The following is a 16,027-nucleotide window of genomic DNA, read 5'->3' as shown; positions in this document are numbered from 1 at the left end:
TGAACCGGTGTTCAGCCCTTTTTTTATCGGCAAGCCGCTCAGTCGCGGAAGTCGTACATTCCCGGGATCAGCACCAGCTGCGCGGCGATCTCCGCCGCCTTGGCTTTACCAAGCAGCAGGTCTATCAGCTTCAGCGCGAACTCCATCGCGGTGCCCGGCCCCTGGCTGGTGAGCAGGTTGACGCGGGCATCGTACACCACGCGGCGCTCCATCCATTTATCCGCCGGTATCTGGTCTTTCAGGCCCGGGAAGCCGGTCATGTTGCCGATCGGGAACAGATCGTGGTGTTGCAGCACCAGCGCCGGCGCCGCGCAGATGGCGGCGACGATGTTGCCCTGCAGATGCATTTGCCGCACCTTCTCCACCAGCAGCGGGCTGTCGCGGAAGCATTCCGCGCCTTTCAGGCCGCCGGGCAGCACGATGGCGTCGAACGGCTCATCGACGATCGCCACCAGCGGCGCGTCGGCCAGCAGCTTGACGCCGCGCGAACAGACGATAGTCAGCTCGCCGTCGCCGGCAACGCTGGCGGTAGTGACTTTTACGCCCGCCCGCACCAGCAGGTCGATGGTGGTGACGGCTTCGGTTTCTTCGCTACCAGGTGCCAGGCAGACCAGCGCCGATACGCTCATATTCATTTTCCTTTCGTTTAATCAATTCAAACAGCCGCGCATTCTCCGGCAGCGTGAGGCCGTGGCTGCGCGCGCGGCGCAGCAGGTAACCGGTGATGTAGTCGATCTCGGTGTGCCGCTGGCTGCGGATGTCCTGCAGCATCGACGAAATGTTGTCGGCGGTGCTGTGGATCACGTCCATCACGTATTGCATCAGGCCTTCACAGGAGGTGTGGTAGCCCTCCATCGCCATCACGCTGGCGACTTCACGGCACAGCGTTTCGATCTGTTCCGGGTAACGCTGCAGGTCGCCGTTGCGGCAGCCGTACAGCGCCGTCAGCGGGTTGATCACGCAGTTGACCGCCAGCTTGCGCCAGTTGGCCGAGGCGATATTGTTGTGCCAGGCGACGTCAGGCAGTGCCTGATGCAGCACTTCCGCCAGGTGGCTGAGGTGTTGGGCGGCCGGCGAGGTTGGGCCGATGTGGGTGATGCCGGTGGCGACGTGGATAATGGTGCTGCCTTCGTGGCGCGCAGCGTGGGTGGTGGTGCCCTGCAGGATGGGCTGGCCGTTCGGCGGCAGCTCTTCCTGGGTGCCCATGCCGTTGTGCAGCAGCAAAATAGCGCACTGGGGGTTCAGCTTCGGCAGCAGCGCGCTGACCGCGCTGGACACCTGCCAGGCTTTTAGCGTCACCAGCAGCAGCTCGCTTTGCGCAAGATGCTCCGGATCGTTGGTGGGCAAATTGCGATTGAACGAGACGCCTTCCGGCTCTATCACGTTCACTGCGCAAAAAGGCTGTGGCACTCTTAGCCATCCCTGTACATCGTGGCCCTGCTGATACAGCCGGGAGAGCCACAGTTGTCCGAGCGCGCCGCAACCAAGAATGGTTATTTTCATTCAGTCTCCTTGGAAACACGGGAATACCGCTCAATTACCGTGAATTAACTATAGGCTTTATGGCAGCCCGAAGCGCTATCCCTGCGTGCGTTCAGCAGATTTTGTCTGAGGCGGCAAAGCGGTTATCATGCTCGGCATCAAAATCGCCTAAGCTATTAGGCACTCATTCAGGAGGAAGAAGTATGCCATCTTTCGACATCGTTTCCGAAATTGATATGCAGGAAGTGCGTAACGCCGTTGAGAACGCTACCCGCGATCTCGGTACCCGCTGGGATTTTCGCAACGTGCCGGCCAGCTTTGAGCTAAACGAGAAAGACCAAAGCATCAAGGTTGCCACCGAGTCTGATTTCCAGGTGCAACAGCTGCTCGACATTCTGCGCGAAAAGCTGAGCAAGCGCAGCATCGACGGCGCTGCGCTGGAGATCCCGGAAGAGTTTACCCACAGCGGCAAAACCTACAGCGTGGAAGCCAAGCTGAAGCAGGGGATTGAAACCTCTGTGGCGAAGAAAATCGTCAAGCTGATCAAAGACAGCAAGCTGAAGGTGCAGGCGCAGATCCAGGGTGAAGAAGTACGGGTGACCGGCAAGTCACGCGACGATTTGCAGAGCGTGATGGCGCTGGTGCGCGGCGGCGATCTGGGGCAGCCGTTCCAGTTCAAGAACTTCCGCGATTAATCTCTACGGGGCCGGCATTGCCGGCCCTAATTCTTTACAGCGAATTGACCAGCGCTTCCAGCTGACCGCGATTGGTCTGCTTAGTATCCACCTTGACGTAGGCGCTGCGCTCTTCCGGCACGACGATCGCCTCGGCCACACCGGGCTGCGCCTTCAGGCGGCTTTCCAGCGCCGAATCCTTCACCGCCAGTTCCGACAGCGTAATGCGCAGGCTGCTGACATACGGCGGCTCTTTCATGGTGCTGCTGACCAGGAACCAGACGGCGGCCAGCACGGCGCCGGCGATAAACACCAAGCCCGCCCCCTGCAAACCGTACAGCCAGCCTCCGAGGCTGCCGCCGATCGCCACGCCGATAAACTGGCTGGTGGAGTAGACCCCCATCGCGGTGCCCTTGTAGCCGGCCGGTGATTCTTTGCTGATCAGTGAAGGCAGAATGGCTTCCATCACGTTGAAGGCCATGAAGAACAGCTGCACGCCGGCGATGATGCCCCATAGATGAGCGCCGGAGAGCCACAGCAGCACTTCGGCGCAAAACAGCACCGCCACGCAGCCCATAAACACCTGCTTCATGCGGCGATATTTTTCGGCATAGATGATGAACGGCACCACGGCGGCGAACGACACCAGCATGGTCACCAGGTAGACGATCCAGTGCTCGCTGGCCGCCAGCCCGGCTTTCTCCATCGCCAGCGGCAGCGCCACGAAGCTCGACATCAGCAGGATATGCAGGCACATGATGCCGAAGTTGAGCTTCAGCAGGCGCGAGTTGCTCAGCACTTTGCGGAAGCTGCCGCGCACGATGCTGGACTCGCGGTTCAACAGATGGGTGTCGGCGGAAGGTACTACTGCCAGAGTGATGACGATGCCGGCCAGCGCCAGCACGGCGATCATCCAGAACAACGCATGCAGGCCCAAGGCATGGGTGATGATGGGGCCCAGAACCATGGCGATGGCGAAGGTGATACCGAAGCTGACGCCGATGAACGCCATCGCTTTGGTGCGGTTCTGCTCGCGGGTCAGATCGGAGAGCAGCGCCATTACCGCGGCGGCGATGGCGCCGGAGCCTTGCAACGCGCGACCGAGGATCACGCCCCAGATAGAGTCTGTGACGGCGGCGATCACGCTGCCGAGGGCAAAGATCAGTAGGCCGCCGACGATCAGCGGCTTGCGGCCGATGCGATCGGACACCAGGCCGAACGGGATCTGAAATACCGCCTGTGCCAGGCCGTAAATGCCGATGGCGATGCCGATCAGCGCTTCGCTGGCGCCGTTGAGCGCCATGCCGTAGGTGGTTAGCACCGGCAGTACCATAAACATGCCGAGCATGCGCAGGGAGAATACGGTGCCCAATCCCCAGGTGGCGCGGCGCTCCTGCGGGGTCATTGAATTATCGTTCACATCAAACCTCGGTAAAAACCATGCCATCAGACGTTGCGACAGCGCCTGATGGCATGATTTCTGTAAAGCTGCGTCATTTTAGTGTGCGGGGCAGGGGGGGTAAATCGAATGTTGTTTAACAGATATTACAGTTTGACCGCTTTTCGGCGTGACAAATAAAATGGGCCGCAAAAGCGGCCCATTCACAGATGATTTGGCTTACCAAACGTAGGTCACCAGCGCTTCAGGCGCCGCCGTGGCGCTGAAGTCGATCGACATCATCACGCTCAGCGAGGTGATGGCGACGATGGAGAACACGAACAGTTTACGCGCCCAGACGCTGTCGTTTTCGGTCTTGTAACCGCGCAGCGCCATGCCCAGCCACCATACGCTCACCGCCGCAGCGACGATCAGGTACTTGTAGCCGGCATAACCAACCAGGGTCAGCATCAGCGTGGCGATCATAAATGCCAGGATGTAGACCGTGATGTGGTTCTTGGCGACGGAAATGCCTTTCACCACCGGCAGCACCGGAATGTTGGCCGCCTGGTAATCTTTAAAGCGGAAGATAGCGATCGCATAAGAATGCGGCATCTGCCACAGGCTAAAGATAGCCAGCAGGATCAACGCGCCGGCGTCGAACTCGTTGGTCACCGCGCAGTAGCCGATAACCGGCGGCGCGGCGCCCGACAGGCTGCCGATCAGCGTGCCGTAGACCGAGTGGCGTTTCATGTACAGGCTGTAAACGCCGACATAAACCACGAAGCCCATCACCGCCAGCCACATGGCCAGCGGGTTGGCTGCGATATACAGCAACGCAAAGCCCACAATACCCAAAGCGGTCGCATAAACCAGGGTGACACTCGGCGCGATCAGGCCTTTTACCAGCACCCGATTCTTCGTTCTCTCCATTTTCTTGTCGATGTCGCGGTCGATGTAGTTGTTAAACACACAGCCCGACGCGACCACCAACGAGACACCCACCAGGGTGGCGAGAAACAGGGGATAGTCGATGCTCCCTTTGGAAGCGAGCAGGAATCCCCCGACGACAGAAATTAAATTGCCGAAAATAATTCCTGGTTTAGTGACTTGCAGGTATTGCTTAATCATCACGTGCAGCTCAGCTCTTAATCGACCATCATATTGATGTTGAGGTTGTACATAATCCAGAGTGAACCTACAACAACGATACCGATGATCATAGCGGTGAACAGCAATGCCACCAGGTTCCAGCGCTCTTCCGATGAGGTGTTCATGTGCAGGAAGTAAACCAGGTGAACAATCACCTGGATAACCGCCATACCGACAACAACCGCCAGGATGGTGGAATGAGAGGCGGAGCCGTTCATTACCATCGCAAATGGAATTACCGTCAGGATGATCGACAGGATAAAGCCGATCAGGTATGACTTCACGCTGCCGTGGCTTGCGCCGCCGTGAGAGGTTTCATGGGATGAATGGCTCATTACATAACCCCCAGCAGGTAGACAACGGTAAATACGCAGATCCAGACCACGTCCAGGAAGTGCCAGAACAGGCTCAGGCACATCAGGCGGGTTTTGTTGGTCGCGGTCAGGCCGAACTTGCTCACCTGAATCATCAGCACGATGATCCAAATCAGGCCAGAAGTCACGTGCAGACCGTGGGTGCCGACCAGCGCGAAGAAGCTGGACAGGAACGCGCTGCGATCCGGACCGAAGCCTTCGGCGATCAGGTGATGGAATTCATAGATTTCCATCGCCACGAAGCCCAGACCAAACAGGAAGGTCAGGAACAACCAGGTGTTTACACCGCCAACTTTACCTTTGTTCATGGCGATCATCGCCATGCCGTAGGTGATGGAGCTGAACAACAGCAGGAAAGTTTCGACCAGGACAAACTTCAGGTCGAAGATGTCTTTGCCTGAGGGACCGCCAGCGGTCCCGTTCACCAGGACTGCATAAGTCGCGAACAAGCTCGCAAACAAAATACAGTCGCTCATCAGGTAGATCCAGAATCCGAAGACTTTGGTCTCTCCTGCGTCGTGGTGCCCATGCTCTGCATGGGCTGCGTTATGATTGGTCAGAGTTTCAGTTGACATGGTTCACGCCTGCTTTACGGATTTGTTCGTAGTGTTGGTTCTCAATGCGCTCGATTTCATCAACCTGCACATAGTAGTCAACATCGTGATCGAAGCTCTTGCCGATCCAGACAACGATCATACCGATGAAGCCGGCCAGAGCCATCCACCAGATTTCCCAAATCATTGCGAAACCGAATACCAGGCTGAAGAAGGCGATGATAACGCCGGCGCCGGTGTTCTTAGGCATATGAATCGGTTCGTATTTAGCCGGTTTCTTATACGCTTCGCCTTTTTCTTTCATGTCCCAGAACTCATCACGGTCATGGATCTGTGGCACTACGGCAAAGTTATAGAACGGCGGTGGAGACGAGGTTGACCACTCCAGAGTACGAGCACCCCATGGGTCACCGGTCAGATCGCGGTTCTGTTCGCGGTCACGGATACTGACGAAGATCTGGGTCAGCTGGCACAGGATGCCGCAGGCGATCAGCGCCGCACCGCCGGCTGCAACCAGCAGCAGAGGGTGGAACTCAGGGTTGATGTTCTGGCTGATACGACGGGTCATGCCCATAAAGCCCAATGCGTACAGCGGCATGAAGGCGGTGAAGAAGCCGATGATCCAGAACCAGAACGCGCGGATGCCCCATTTTTCGTTCAGCGTGAAGCCGAAGGATTTCGGGAACCAGTAGGTCAGGCCCGCGAAGCAACCGAACACCACGCCGCCGATGATGACGTTGTGGAAGTGAGCGATCAGGAACAGGCTGTTGTGCAGCACGAAGTTCGCGCCCGGTACCGCCAGCAGAACGCCGGTCATACCACCCACGGAGAAGGTGATGATGAAGCCAACGGTCCACAGCATCGCGGAGTTGAGCTTGATACGGCCCTGATACATGGTGAACAGCCAGTTGAAGATTTTCACCCCGGTCGGGATGGAAATGATCATGGTGGCGATACCGAAGAAGGCGTTAACGTTCGCGCCGGACCCCATGGTGAAGAAGTGGTGCAGCCAGACGATGAACGACAGAACGGTAATCGCGATGGTTGCCCATACCAGTGAGGTATAGCCGAACAGGCGTTTTCTGGAGAAGGTTGCGGTGACTTCGGAGAACACGCCGAACACCGGCAGAACCAGGATATACACCTCTGGGTGACCCCAGGCCCAAATCAGGTTGATGTACATCATCATGTTGCCGCCCATATCATTGGTGAAGAAATGGGTGCCCAGATAGCGATCCAGGGTCAGCAGCGCGATGGTGACGGTCAGAATTGGGAAAGAAACGATGATCAGGACGTTAGTACACAGTGCCGCCCAGGTGAACACCGGCATCTTCATCAGAGGCATGCCAGGGGCGCGCATCTTCAGAATGGTGGCGAAGAAGTTCACGCCGGTCAGCAGGGTACCCAGACCGGAAATCTGCAGACTCCAGATCCAGTAATCGACCCCGACGCCAGGACTGTACTCTTTACCCGACAGCGGCGGATACGCCAGCCAACCGGTCTGAGCGAACTCACCGACCCCCAGGGAGATGTTGATCAGCACAACGCCCACCACGAAGAACCAGAAGCTCAGGGAGTTCAGGAACGGGAAGGCAACGTCGCGCGCACCGATTTGCAGCGGCACCACGACGTTCATCAGGCCGACCACGAAAGGCATCGCCATGAAGAAGATCATGATAACGCCGTGCGCGGTGAAGATCTGGTCGTAGTGGTGCGGCGGCAGGAACCCGGCTTCGCCGGCGGACGCCAACGCCTGCTGGCTACGCATCATGATGGCGTCGGCGAAGCCGCGCAGCAGCATGACCATCGCCACGACGATGTACATGATACCAATTTTTTTATGGTCGACCGAAGTCAGCCATTCGCTCCACAGCCACTTCCATTTGCCGAAATAGGTCAGCAGCGCCAGCACTGCCAGGCCCCCGACAATAATTGCGGCTACGGTGACCATGATGATCGGTTCGTGGTACGGAACCGCATCAAGTGTTAATTTTCCCAACATCAGTTATTCCTCGGCTCCGGCGTGAGCAGCATGTTCACCCATGTCCATACCTTGGCTCATGTCCATGCCTTCGTGCGCGCCAGCGCCCTTGTGCATATCCATGTCGCCCATGAATTTGGCAATTGTTTCTTTGAACAAATTCGGTTTGACAGCGGCAAAGTACTCAACCGGGTTGTTTTCACTCGGCTCTGCCAGTTTGTTAAAGTCGTCGGTGGTGTTCAGGTTTTTAGACGATGCCTTCACCTTGGCCACCCACTGATCGAAGTCGCCTTCGGTCGGGGTAACGATCGCGGTGAATTTCATACCGGAGAAGCCTGCGCCGCTGTAGCTGCTGGAGATGCCCTTGTAGGCACCGGCTTCGTTGCCGATCAGGTGCAGTTTGGTCTGCATGCCGGCCATCGCATAAATCTGTCCACCCAACTGCGGGATAAAGAACGAGTTCATTACCGAGTTAGAGGTGATCTTGAATTCGACTGGAACATCTTTCGGGAAAGCCAGCTCATTAACGGTCGCAATGCCTTGTTCCGGGTAGATGAACAGCCATTTCCAGTCGAGCGACACCACTTCGATCGTCATCGGCTTCTTGTCGGTGACAATCGGCTTGAACGGGTCGAGTTCGTGGGTAGTCTTCCAGGTAATGGTGCCAAGGATGGCGATGATAATGATAGGAATGGTCCAGACGACCGCTTCGATCTTGTTGGAGTGGGCCCAGTTCGGACTGTACTTGGCGTCTTTGTTGGAAGCGCGATACTTCCAGGCAAAGGCGAACGCCATGAAGATAACTGGCACCACCACGATCAACATCAACGCGATTGCAGTGATAATCAGTGTCCGTTGCTCAACACCAATTGCTCCTTTGGGATTCATCAAAACCATATCGCAACCACTGAGCAATACAGTGGCTGCGATTAATGACAGCATCCCAATACTTTTATTGTATTTCTTAAGTCTCATCTAACGACCTCAATAACAAAGGCTCAATTGTCGTTTCATGTGTGCGGGCATTTTACGGGAAGGTTGCAGTACTGTAAACATGCTTAAGGGAGTGTCAGCGGCTTGTTGACACTTTCTGTTAAGGGGGTCACAGATGTAACCCTGCGTGACAATTTACTAATGACAACAACGCGTTGGCACGCTGAATCGTGACGAGCAGCCCGTATGTTAAGGAAAACTAAAGGTATGATGAATTTGGCGAAGAAATGCGCGGCGGGGAAATACGCAGAAAAGGTTTATTTAATGTAAAATAATTGTGTCTTAAAGGTGAATTTAATTTTATTTCCGAGCGCCGCAGTCGGATAAAAAAATAATTTCCGCGCCGATTATCTTTTTTTAGCGAAATAAATATACCCTCGGATCGCTTTTTTTTCGGCCGGCGAAATCGCCGGCCGGTCAGGTTATGCCAAACGGGTGCGGCGCAACGCCAGGTAATCCAGCGTGCTGCCCATTGCGACGCCGAGCAGGCTCAGCGCGGCGCCGACCTGCAGCAGCCGATCGGCCAACAGCGGTGCCTGTGCCCAGTCCAGCGCATTGGCGATCAGCAACAGCAACCACAGACCCAGCAACGAACAGCCTAGCGTCAGCAAGCGCAGAGCCCAACGGTAAGATTCTGAAAACTCGGTGCGCGGCATAAAGTCACCATGCTGCTGGGTGTGTTCCAGCGTCTGGCGGCAGATGCCGAGCAACAGCAAGCCCGGCAGGGCGGCGGCGATCGAGAACAGATAGAACAGCGGCCAACCATGGGCTTCGACGAACCAGCCGGCGATCGGGCCGACATAGACGCGTCCTACGGCGGACAACGCCGACAGCAGCGCGAACTGAGTGGCGGAGAACGAGCGGTTGCACAGCGTCATCAGCAGTGCCACGAAGGCCGCGGTGCCCATGCCGCCACACAGGTTTTCGAGGAAGATGGCGCTGCCCATGGTGAGCAGACTCTTGTCGGTCACCGCCAGGATCCAATACCCGAGGTTGGAGACTGCCTGCAGGACGCCGAACAGCATCAGCGCACGGAACAGGCTGAGACGCTGCATCAGCACACCGCCGAACAGGGCGCCGACGATGGTAGCGAACAGGCCGAGGGTTTTGTTCACCAGCCCGACTTCACCAGCGTCGAACCCCACGCCGCGGATCAGGAACGTGGTGCTCAGGCTGCCGGCGAAGGCGTCGCCCATTTTGTACATCACGATCAGCAGCAGGATCAGCCAGGCGTTGTTGCGGCCGAAGAAATCGCGCAGCGGCGCGACGACCGCCTGTTCCATAGTGCGCGGCGCCGGGATGCTTTCGTCCGGCTCCGGCGCCAGCAGTGTGGCGGCCACGCCGATCAGCATCAACCCGGCCATCAGCCAGTAGGTGGCTTGCCAGCCGAAATAGCGATCCGCCAGCCACAGCGCCAGGCCGCCGGAAACCAGCATCGCCAGCCGATAACCCAGTACCGATATCGCCGCACCCGTGCCGCGCTCTTCGGCTTTCAGCAGGTCGGTTTTATAAGCGTCGAACACGATATCTTGCGAGGCGGAGCAGAACGCCACCAGCACCGCCAACGCCGCCAGCCACCACAGGTGCTGCGCGGGTTGCATGAAGCCCATCGCCACGATCGCGACCACCAGCAGTAACTGGCTGATCAGCAGCCAACCGCGGCGCCGTCCAAGGAACGGCGGGGTATAGCGGTCCATGAACGGCGACCAGAGGAATTTGAAGACATAGGCCTGGCCCACCAGCGAGAAAATGCCGATGGTCTTCAGATCGATGTTTTCAACGGTCATCCAGGCTTGCAGCGTGCCGGAGGTCAATGCCAGCGGCAGACCCGACGCGAAGCCCAGCAGCAGCAGAATGGCGGAGTTACGCTGGGTGAAGATGTTCAGATAGTGTTTCGACATGAGTTCCCTGTCTGCGCCGCCCGATCCGCCGGGCGGCGCAAGGTGCGGTGATTAGCGCGCGTTTTGCTTGATGAAATCGTTGACGCTGGTGTCCTGTGCCATGTCGGCGATCACGTCGCCCAGCACGGAGTTGACGGCGTCGGTGATCTTCTCGTTGGTCGCCGTGAAGGCGCCCTGCACGTTATAGGTCGAGCGGTAATTCTTCACCTGCTTGTTGCCGTTCTTCGCCTGGGCGATGATCGAGATGTCGGCTTTGGTGGTGATGTTGTAGCGCAGGTTGCCTTCGGAGACGTCCGCGTACAGGTTATTGACGACAATCTGCAGCGCCACCGGGCCGTCGGCGCCGATCATGTAGCCGCGTGCGCCCATCTGTTTCTCCAGCACTTCCTGCAGCAGGAAACGCAGATCGCGCGATGGCGTCAGCGTGACCAGCTGGCCGTCGCGGTTTACCTTGGCCAGCGCCTGGTCGGTACGCTGATCCGCACCGTTGATGCTGACGGTGATGCCCTGCAGGGTAGGATCCTGCTGCGGCAGAACGATTTTCGGCGTGACGTTCAGGGTGTTGCTGCTGGTTGCGCAGCCGGCCAGCAGCAGGGCGGCCAGCAAAGGAAGACAAAGTTTCTTTAACATGTTTTCTGTCTCATTCTCGATGGATTTAGCAATAATCAGAGTGGGATAGCCGACAACAAATTGCCGACATCATAGCATCGCCGCCGTGCGGTGGAAGCGCGGAAGGCGCCAGAGTGACAAATTTTTACCTGCCGTTGATAAAAACACGCTTTTTTGTCCCGCTCAATCGGATAATCCCCCAAGCGACGGGGATAGCGCTCATCATTTGACCGCAGAAAAGAGAAATTTGTCCCTGCGATGGTCTAAACGGGGGAAAACCGGCTAATATTGAACTAGATGGGCACGGTCCTCTGCCGGTGTTGTAAGGAGATCCTATGATTCGCGAGCAAATAGAAGCAAAGTTAAGGGCGGCGTTTGAGCCCGCGTATCTGGAAGTCGTTGATGAAAGCTATCGTCATAACGTTCCGGCGGGTTCAGAAAGCCATTTCAAAGTGGTATTGGTCAGCGATCGCTTCGTCGGCGAACGTTTTTTGACGCGTCACCGCTCCATCTACGGGGTGCTGTCGGAGGAGCTGGCGGACGGCGTACACGCGCTGGCGCTACACACCTATACGCTCAAGGAGTGGGAAGGGTTGCAGGATACCGTGCCGGCCTCGCCGCCGTGCCGCGGCGCTGGGACGCTGGCCTGAGGGGGAAATTTTCAGGTATCAGTGGAACTTTGCCCTTGAATTAGGGTATTACTACTGACGAATTTTGAAACGGCCTGCGGGCCGTTTCTGTTTTTGACGACGACACGGCCGACGCGCAATGTGGCCAACGTTCGGTCTGTTTTGGCGGCCTTTTGGCGATCGAATCGGCAAAAGTGTGAGTTTTAGCGCGCCTGCGCCGCCTAGCTTTCCTCGACTCGCCACGCATGCGCCGCTATAATGTCGCGTCTTATTTTTCCGGAATGGTTTCGGGACGCTTCTGTCATCAGGGAACTCGGTTCTTATCTGTAGCCGTCCTGGTTCTTGGAACGGAGTTGACCGAGCACTGTGATTTTTTTGAGGTAACAAGATGCAAGTTTCAGTAGAAACCACTCAAGGCCTTGGGCGCCGTCTCTCTATTACTGTACCGGCTGATACTATCAAGCAGGCGGTGAAGAAAGAGCTGATCAACGCAGCGAAAAGCGTGCGTATCGACGGCTTCCGCAAAGGCAAAGTGCCGATGAACATCGTGGAACAGCGTTACGGCGCTTCTGTTCGTCAGGACGTGCTGGGCGAAGCGATGCAGCGCAGCTTCGTTGATGCGATCATCAAAGAAAAGATTAATCCGGCCGGCGCACCAAACTACGTGCCGGGCGAGTACAAAGAAGGTGAAGACTTCACTTTCGCCGTTGAATTCGAAGTGTATCCAGAAGTTGAGCTGAAAGGCCTGGAAAACATCGAAGTTGAAAAACCTGTGGTCGAAGTGAACGACGAAGACGTCGACGCGATGCTGGACACCCTGCGCAAGCAGCAGGCGACCTGGAAAGAAACCGATCGCGCAGCGGAAGCTGAAGATCGCGTGACCGTTGACTTCACCGGTTCTATCGACGGTGAAGAGTTCGAAGGCGGCAAAGCGTCTGACTTCGTGCTGGCAATGGGCCAGGGCCGCATGATCCCAGGCTTCGAAGAAGGTCTGGTCGGTCACAAAGCGGGCGAAGAGTTCTCCATCGACGTGAACTTCCCGGAAGATTACCACGCGGAAAACCTGAAGGGCAAAGCGGCCAAATTCGCTATCGTGCTGAAGAAAGTTGAAGAGCGCGAACTGCCGGAACTGACCGAAGAGTTCATCAAACGTTTCGGCGTGGCGGACGGTTCCGTTGCCGGTCTGCGCACCGAAGTTCGCAAGAACATGGAGCGCGAGCTGAAAGGCGCCGTGCGTAACCGCATCAAGTCTCAGGCGATCGATGGCCTGGTGAGCGCGAACGAAATCGACGTGCCTGCTGCCCTGATCGACGGCGAAATCGACGTACTGCGTCGTCAGGCTGCACAGCGTTTCGGCGGCAACGAGAAGCAAGCGCTGGAACTGCCACGCGAGCTGTTCGAAGAGCAAGCGAAACGCCGCGTAGTGGTTGGCCTGCTGCTGGGCGAAGTGATCAGCACCAACGATCTGAAAGCTGACGAAGACCGCGTGAAGACGCTGATCGAAGAAATGGCTTCTGCCTACGAAGATCCAAGCGAAGTCATCGAGTTCTACAGCAAAAACAAAGAGCTGATGAACAACATGCGTAACGTGGCTCTGGAAGAGCAAGCGGTTGAAGCCCTGCTGGCAAAAGCGAAAGTGACAGAAAAAGCCACTACCTTCAGCGAGCTGATGAACCAGACTCAACAGGCGTAATGCCGGCGTGCCGGGCGCAATGAACGGCGCCCCCGGTTTCGCCTGGCGAACCGGCGCACGATGAAAAAGCCCGCAACCTCAGGTTGCGGGCTTTTCTTTTTGCCACGTTGCTGATTAATCTCAGGTTAAACGGGGCAATATGCACTATATTTACCCTGTTGCCTGGGGAACTGGCTGGCATGATAACGGTCAGATTAACGGCATCGTTTTCGGCGCGCGGAGAAAATCGGCCTCTGGGCTTGAAATCGCGCCGGGCTCCCCCAATCTGTAAAGAATAATTCTGGGGCTGTTTGCCAAAGTGCGCGGGATGAAATAACCGTCGGGTACGTGTGGCGCGGGTCGAATGCTTGAGCATAGTCATCATGGCCGTTCTCAAGTAGAATCGGCGTATTAGGGTGACACCCTGGCCGCCAAGGCAATTTCTATTAGGAGACGGTAATGTCATACAGTGGCGAACGAGATCAATTTGCACCGAACATGGCGCTGGTGCCGATGGTGGTAGAGCAGACTTCACGCGGGGAGCGTTCTTACGACATCTATTCCCGCCTGCTGAAAGAGCGCATCATTTTCCTGACCGGCCAGGTGGAAGATCACATGGCCAACCTGATCGTGGCGCAAATGCTGTTCCTCGAAGCGGAAAGCCCGGAAAAAGACATTTACCTCTACATCAACTCGCCGGGTGGGGTAATTACCGCGGGCATGTCGATTTACGACACCATGAAGTTCATCAAGCCGGACGTCAGCACCATCTGTATGGGCCAGGCGTGCTCGATGGGCTCCTTCCTGCTGACCGCCGGCGCCAAAGGCAAGCGTTTCTGCCTGCCGAACTCGCGCGTGATGATTCACCAGCCGCTGGGCGGCTACCAGGGCCAGGCTACGGACATCGAAATCCACGCGCGTGAAATCCTCAAGGTGAAAGCGCGCATGAACGAACTGATGGCCGAGCATACTGGCCAGCCGCTGGAGCAGATCGAACGCGACACCGAGCGCGATCGCTTTATGACCGCGGAAGAAGCCGTGGAATACGGCCTGGTTGACGGCATTCTGACACACCGCAGCTAGAACCACGCGGCGCCGATGGACTATAGTAATCAGAGTGGGCAGGGGCTCGCTCTGTTGTAGCCCCTCGGCGTTCCCGATATGAGTTTGGGCGCACTGCCGCCGTGATTTTCCTGCGGGACAAGACTAAAGAAGAGGTTTGACTGATGACAGATAAGCGCAAAGACGGTTCAGGAAAGCTGCTGTACTGCTCTTTTTGCGGCAAAAGCCAGCATGAAGTGCGTAAGCTGATTGCCGGGCCGTCAGTGTATATCTGCGATGAATGTGTCGATCTGTGTAACGACATTATTCGCGAAGAGATTAAAGAAGTTGCCCCGCATCGTGAGCGCAGTGCGCTGCCGACGCCGCACGAGATCCGCCACCACCTGGATGACTACGTCATCGGCCAGGAGCAGGCGAAGAAAGTGCTGGCGGTTGCGGTGTACAACCACTACAAACGCCTGCGCAACGGCGATACCAGCAACGGTATCGAGTTGGGCAAGAGCAACATCTTGCTGATCGGCCCGACCGGCAGCGGTAAAACCCTGCTGGCGGAAACGCTGGCGCGTTTCCTGGACGTGCCGTTCACCATGGCCGACGCCACCACGCTGACCGAAGCTGGTTACGTGGGCGAGGACGTGGAAAATATTATCCAGAAGCTGTTGCAAAAATGTGACTATGACGTGCAAAAAGCGCAGCGCGGCATCGTTTATATCGATGAAATCGATAAGATTTCCCGCAAGTCCGACAACCCGTCGATCACGCGTGACGTCTCGGGTGAAGGCGTGCAGCAGGCGCTGCTGAAGCTGATTGAAGGCACCATCGCCGCGGTTCCGCCGCAGGGCGGGCGCAAGCATCCGCAGCAGGAGTTCCTGCAGGTCGATACCTCCAAGATCCTGTTTATCTGCGGCGGCGCATTTGCCGGCCTGGATAAGGTGATCGGTCAGCGCGTCAACACCGGCTCCGGCATCGGCTTCGGCGCGACCGTCAAGGGCGAGTCCGAGAAGGCGACCGAAGGCGAACTGCTGCTGCAGGCCGAACCGGAAGACCTGATCAAATTCGGGCTGATCCCTGAGTTCATCGGCCGTTTGCCAGTCGTGGCGACCCTGAGCGAACTGAGCGAAGACGCGCTGATTCAGATCCTGAAAGAGCCGAAGAACGCCCTGACCAAGCAGTACCAGGCGCTGTTCAACCTGGAAGGCGTGGAGCTGGAGTTCCGTGACGAAGCGCTGAACGCCATCGCCAAGAAAGCCATGGCGCGCAAAACCGGCGCCCGCGGCCTGCGTTCCATCGTGGAAGGCGCGCTGCTCGACACCATGTACGATCTGCCGTCGATGGACAGCGTAGACAAAGTGGTGATCGACGAGTCGGTGATCGCCGGCCAATCCAAGCCGCTGCTGATTTACGGCAAGCCGGAAGCCCAGGCATCTGGCGAATAATTAGCCAGTCAAACCAGAGCGTTATCAGCAAAATGGGGGATTTCATCCCCCATTTCTTTTTCCTGCATTCTTGCCGTTGAATGTAAGAGATTCATCCCCATATACTCATTAACCAGATTTTATGAAACGT

Annotated in this window: 15 protein-coding genes; 5 read left to right on the top strand and 10 right to left on the bottom strand. The window is 57.0% G+C overall.

The genetic code is table 11. The features are described 5' to 3' along the window. Window positions 1-38: 38 nt before the first annotated feature. Together yajL and panE are read right to left on the bottom strand one after the other, a co-directional pair. A complete protein-coding gene (gene yajL, locus ACJ8J5_RS21505) occupies window positions 39-629 on the bottom strand; it encodes a protein deglycase YajL (RefSeq protein ID WP_043135643.1) in 591 nt (196 codons plus the stop codon). After that, window positions 592-1,503 (bottom strand): 2-dehydropantoate 2-reductase, encoded by a 912-nt coding sequence (gene panE, locus ACJ8J5_RS21500; protein WP_060432552.1) that lies wholly within the window; start codon window positions 1,501-1,503, stop codon window positions 592-594. The genes yajL and panE overlap by 38 nt, the downstream gene beginning before the upstream one ends. Window positions 1,504-1,685: 182 nt before the next feature. Here panE and ACJ8J5_RS21495 point away from each other — a divergent pair, with 182 nt between their 5' ends. After that, window positions 1,686-2,177: a YajQ family cyclic di-GMP-binding protein gene (locus ACJ8J5_RS21495; RefSeq protein WP_025301759.1), complete on the top strand. Its 492-nt coding sequence runs from the start codon at window positions 1,686-1,688 to the stop codon at window positions 2,175-2,177. A gap of 34 nt (window positions 2,178-2,211) precedes the next feature. On the opposite strand, the gene ACJ8J5_RS21490 is transcribed toward ACJ8J5_RS21495, so the two are convergent. The 8 genes from ACJ8J5_RS21490 to ACJ8J5_RS21455 form a co-directional block, all read right to left on the bottom strand. Then, the gene (locus tag ACJ8J5_RS21490) at window positions 2,212-3,576 is read right to left on the bottom strand and encodes an MFS transporter (protein ID WP_025301760.1); all 1,365 of its coding nucleotides are present in this window, start codon (window positions 3,574-3,576) and stop codon (window positions 2,212-2,214) included. Window positions 3,577-3,774: 198 nt separating this feature from the next. After that, window positions 3,775-4,665, bottom strand: a complete 891-nt coding sequence (cyoE, locus tag ACJ8J5_RS21485; protein WP_025301761.1) for a heme o synthase — start codon at window positions 4,663-4,665, stop codon at window positions 3,775-3,777. A gap of 17 nt (window positions 4,666-4,682) precedes the next feature. Continuing rightward, window positions 4,683-5,021: a cytochrome o ubiquinol oxidase subunit IV gene (locus tag ACJ8J5_RS21480; protein ID WP_016928864.1), complete on the bottom strand. Its 339-nt coding sequence runs from the start codon at window positions 5,019-5,021 to the stop codon at window positions 4,683-4,685. Beyond that, on the bottom strand, window positions 5,021-5,635 hold the full coding sequence (locus tag ACJ8J5_RS21475) for a cytochrome o ubiquinol oxidase subunit III (protein WP_004940367.1): 615 nt from the start codon (window positions 5,633-5,635) through the stop codon (window positions 5,021-5,023). The genes ACJ8J5_RS21480 and ACJ8J5_RS21475 overlap by 1 nt, the downstream gene beginning before the upstream one ends. Next, window positions 5,625-7,616: a cytochrome o ubiquinol oxidase subunit I gene (gene cyoB, locus ACJ8J5_RS21470; RefSeq protein ID WP_025301762.1), complete on the bottom strand. Its 1,992-nt coding sequence runs from the start codon at window positions 7,614-7,616 to the stop codon at window positions 5,625-5,627. The genes ACJ8J5_RS21475 and cyoB overlap by 11 nt, the downstream gene beginning before the upstream one ends. A 3-nt stretch (window positions 7,617-7,619) precedes the next feature. Further along, window positions 7,620-8,570 carry a cytochrome o ubiquinol oxidase subunit II gene (gene cyoA, locus ACJ8J5_RS21465; protein ID WP_025301763.1) on the bottom strand — a complete coding sequence of 317 codons (951 nt, stop codon included), beginning with the start codon at window positions 8,568-8,570 and terminating at the stop codon, window positions 7,620-7,622. Window positions 8,571-9,010: 440 nt separating this feature from the next. Further along, window positions 9,011-10,489 (bottom strand): muropeptide MFS transporter AmpG, encoded by a 1,479-nt coding sequence (gene ampG, locus ACJ8J5_RS21460; protein ID WP_025301764.1) that lies wholly within the window; start codon window positions 10,487-10,489, stop codon window positions 9,011-9,013. 51 nt (window positions 10,490-10,540) lie between these two features. Continuing rightward, window positions 10,541-11,119 (bottom strand): lipoprotein, encoded by a 579-nt coding sequence (locus tag ACJ8J5_RS21455; protein ID WP_033634001.1) that lies wholly within the window; start codon window positions 11,117-11,119, stop codon window positions 10,541-10,543. A gap of 314 nt (window positions 11,120-11,433) precedes the next feature. On the opposite strand from ACJ8J5_RS21455, the gene bolA reads away from it, so the two are divergent. From bolA to clpX, 4 genes are all read left to right on the top strand, one after another. Continuing rightward, complete coding sequence (gene bolA / locus ACJ8J5_RS21450) at window positions 11,434-11,748, top strand: transcriptional regulator BolA (protein WP_004940361.1); 315 nt, start codon at window positions 11,434-11,436, stop codon at window positions 11,746-11,748. Window positions 11,749-12,115: 367 nt separating this feature from the next. Next, complete coding sequence (gene tig, locus ACJ8J5_RS21445) at window positions 12,116-13,420, top strand: trigger factor (protein WP_004940358.1); 1,305 nt, start codon at window positions 12,116-12,118, stop codon at window positions 13,418-13,420. A gap of 438 nt (window positions 13,421-13,858) precedes the next feature. Continuing rightward, window positions 13,859-14,482, top strand: a complete 624-nt coding sequence (clpP, locus tag ACJ8J5_RS21440; protein ID WP_004940356.1) for an ATP-dependent Clp endopeptidase proteolytic subunit ClpP — start codon at window positions 13,859-13,861, stop codon at window positions 14,480-14,482. Window positions 14,483-14,625: 143 nt separating this feature from the next. Continuing rightward, on the top strand, window positions 14,626-15,897 hold the full coding sequence (clpX, locus tag ACJ8J5_RS21435; RefSeq protein WP_004940354.1) for an ATP-dependent protease ATP-binding subunit ClpX: 1,272 nt from the start codon (window positions 14,626-14,628) through the stop codon (window positions 15,895-15,897). Window positions 15,898-16,027: the final 130 nt, after the last annotated feature.

The organism is Serratia sp. CY43202 (assembly GCF_052168755.1).
Lineage (GTDB): Bacteria > Pseudomonadota > Gammaproteobacteria > Enterobacterales > Enterobacteriaceae > Serratia > Serratia bockelmannii.
Note: the sequence above shows the minus strand (reverse complement) of the source record. Positions and strands in the feature narration are given on the sequence as shown.

Excerpts from the sequence above, each read along its gene's own strand:
- yajL (WP_043135643.1), bottom strand. The coding sequence starts at position 629 with ATGAGCGTATCGGCGCTGGTCTGCCTGGCACCTGGTAGCGAAGAAACC.
- panE (WP_060432552.1), bottom strand. The coding sequence starts at position 1,503 with ATGAAAATAACCATTCTTGGTTGCGGCGCGCTCGGACAACTGTGGCTC.
- ACJ8J5_RS21495 (WP_025301759.1), top strand. The coding sequence starts at position 1,686 with ATGCCATCTTTCGACATCGTTTCCGAAATTGATATGCAGGAAGTGCGT.
- cyoE (WP_025301761.1), bottom strand. The coding sequence starts at position 4,665 with ATGATTAAGCAATACCTGCAAGTCACTAAACCAGGAATTATTTTCGGC.
- ACJ8J5_RS21480 (WP_016928864.1), bottom strand. The coding sequence starts at position 5,021 with ATGAGCCATTCATCCCATGAAACCTCTCACGGCGGCGCAAGCCACGGC.
- ACJ8J5_RS21475 (WP_004940367.1), bottom strand. The coding sequence starts at position 5,635 with ATGTCAACTGAAACTCTGACCAATCATAACGCAGCCCATGCAGAGCAT.
- cyoB (WP_025301762.1), bottom strand. The coding sequence starts at position 7,616 with ATGTTGGGAAAATTAACACTTGATGCGGTTCCGTACCACGAACCGATC.
- cyoA (WP_025301763.1), bottom strand. The coding sequence starts at position 8,570 with ATGAGACTTAAGAAATACAATAAAAGTATTGGGATGCTGTCATTAATC.
- ampG (WP_025301764.1), bottom strand. The coding sequence starts at position 10,489 with ATGTCGAAACACTATCTGAACATCTTCACCCAGCGTAACTCCGCCATT.
- ACJ8J5_RS21455 (WP_033634001.1), bottom strand. The coding sequence starts at position 11,119 with ATGTTAAAGAAACTTTGTCTTCCTTTGCTGGCCGCCCTGCTGCTGGCC.
- bolA (WP_004940361.1), top strand. The coding sequence starts at position 11,434 with ATGATTCGCGAGCAAATAGAAGCAAAGTTAAGGGCGGCGTTTGAGCCC.
- tig (WP_004940358.1), top strand. The coding sequence starts at position 12,116 with ATGCAAGTTTCAGTAGAAACCACTCAAGGCCTTGGGCGCCGTCTCTCT.
- clpP (WP_004940356.1), top strand. The coding sequence starts at position 13,859 with ATGTCATACAGTGGCGAACGAGATCAATTTGCACCGAACATGGCGCTG.
- clpX (WP_004940354.1), top strand. The coding sequence starts at position 14,626 with ATGACAGATAAGCGCAAAGACGGTTCAGGAAAGCTGCTGTACTGCTCT.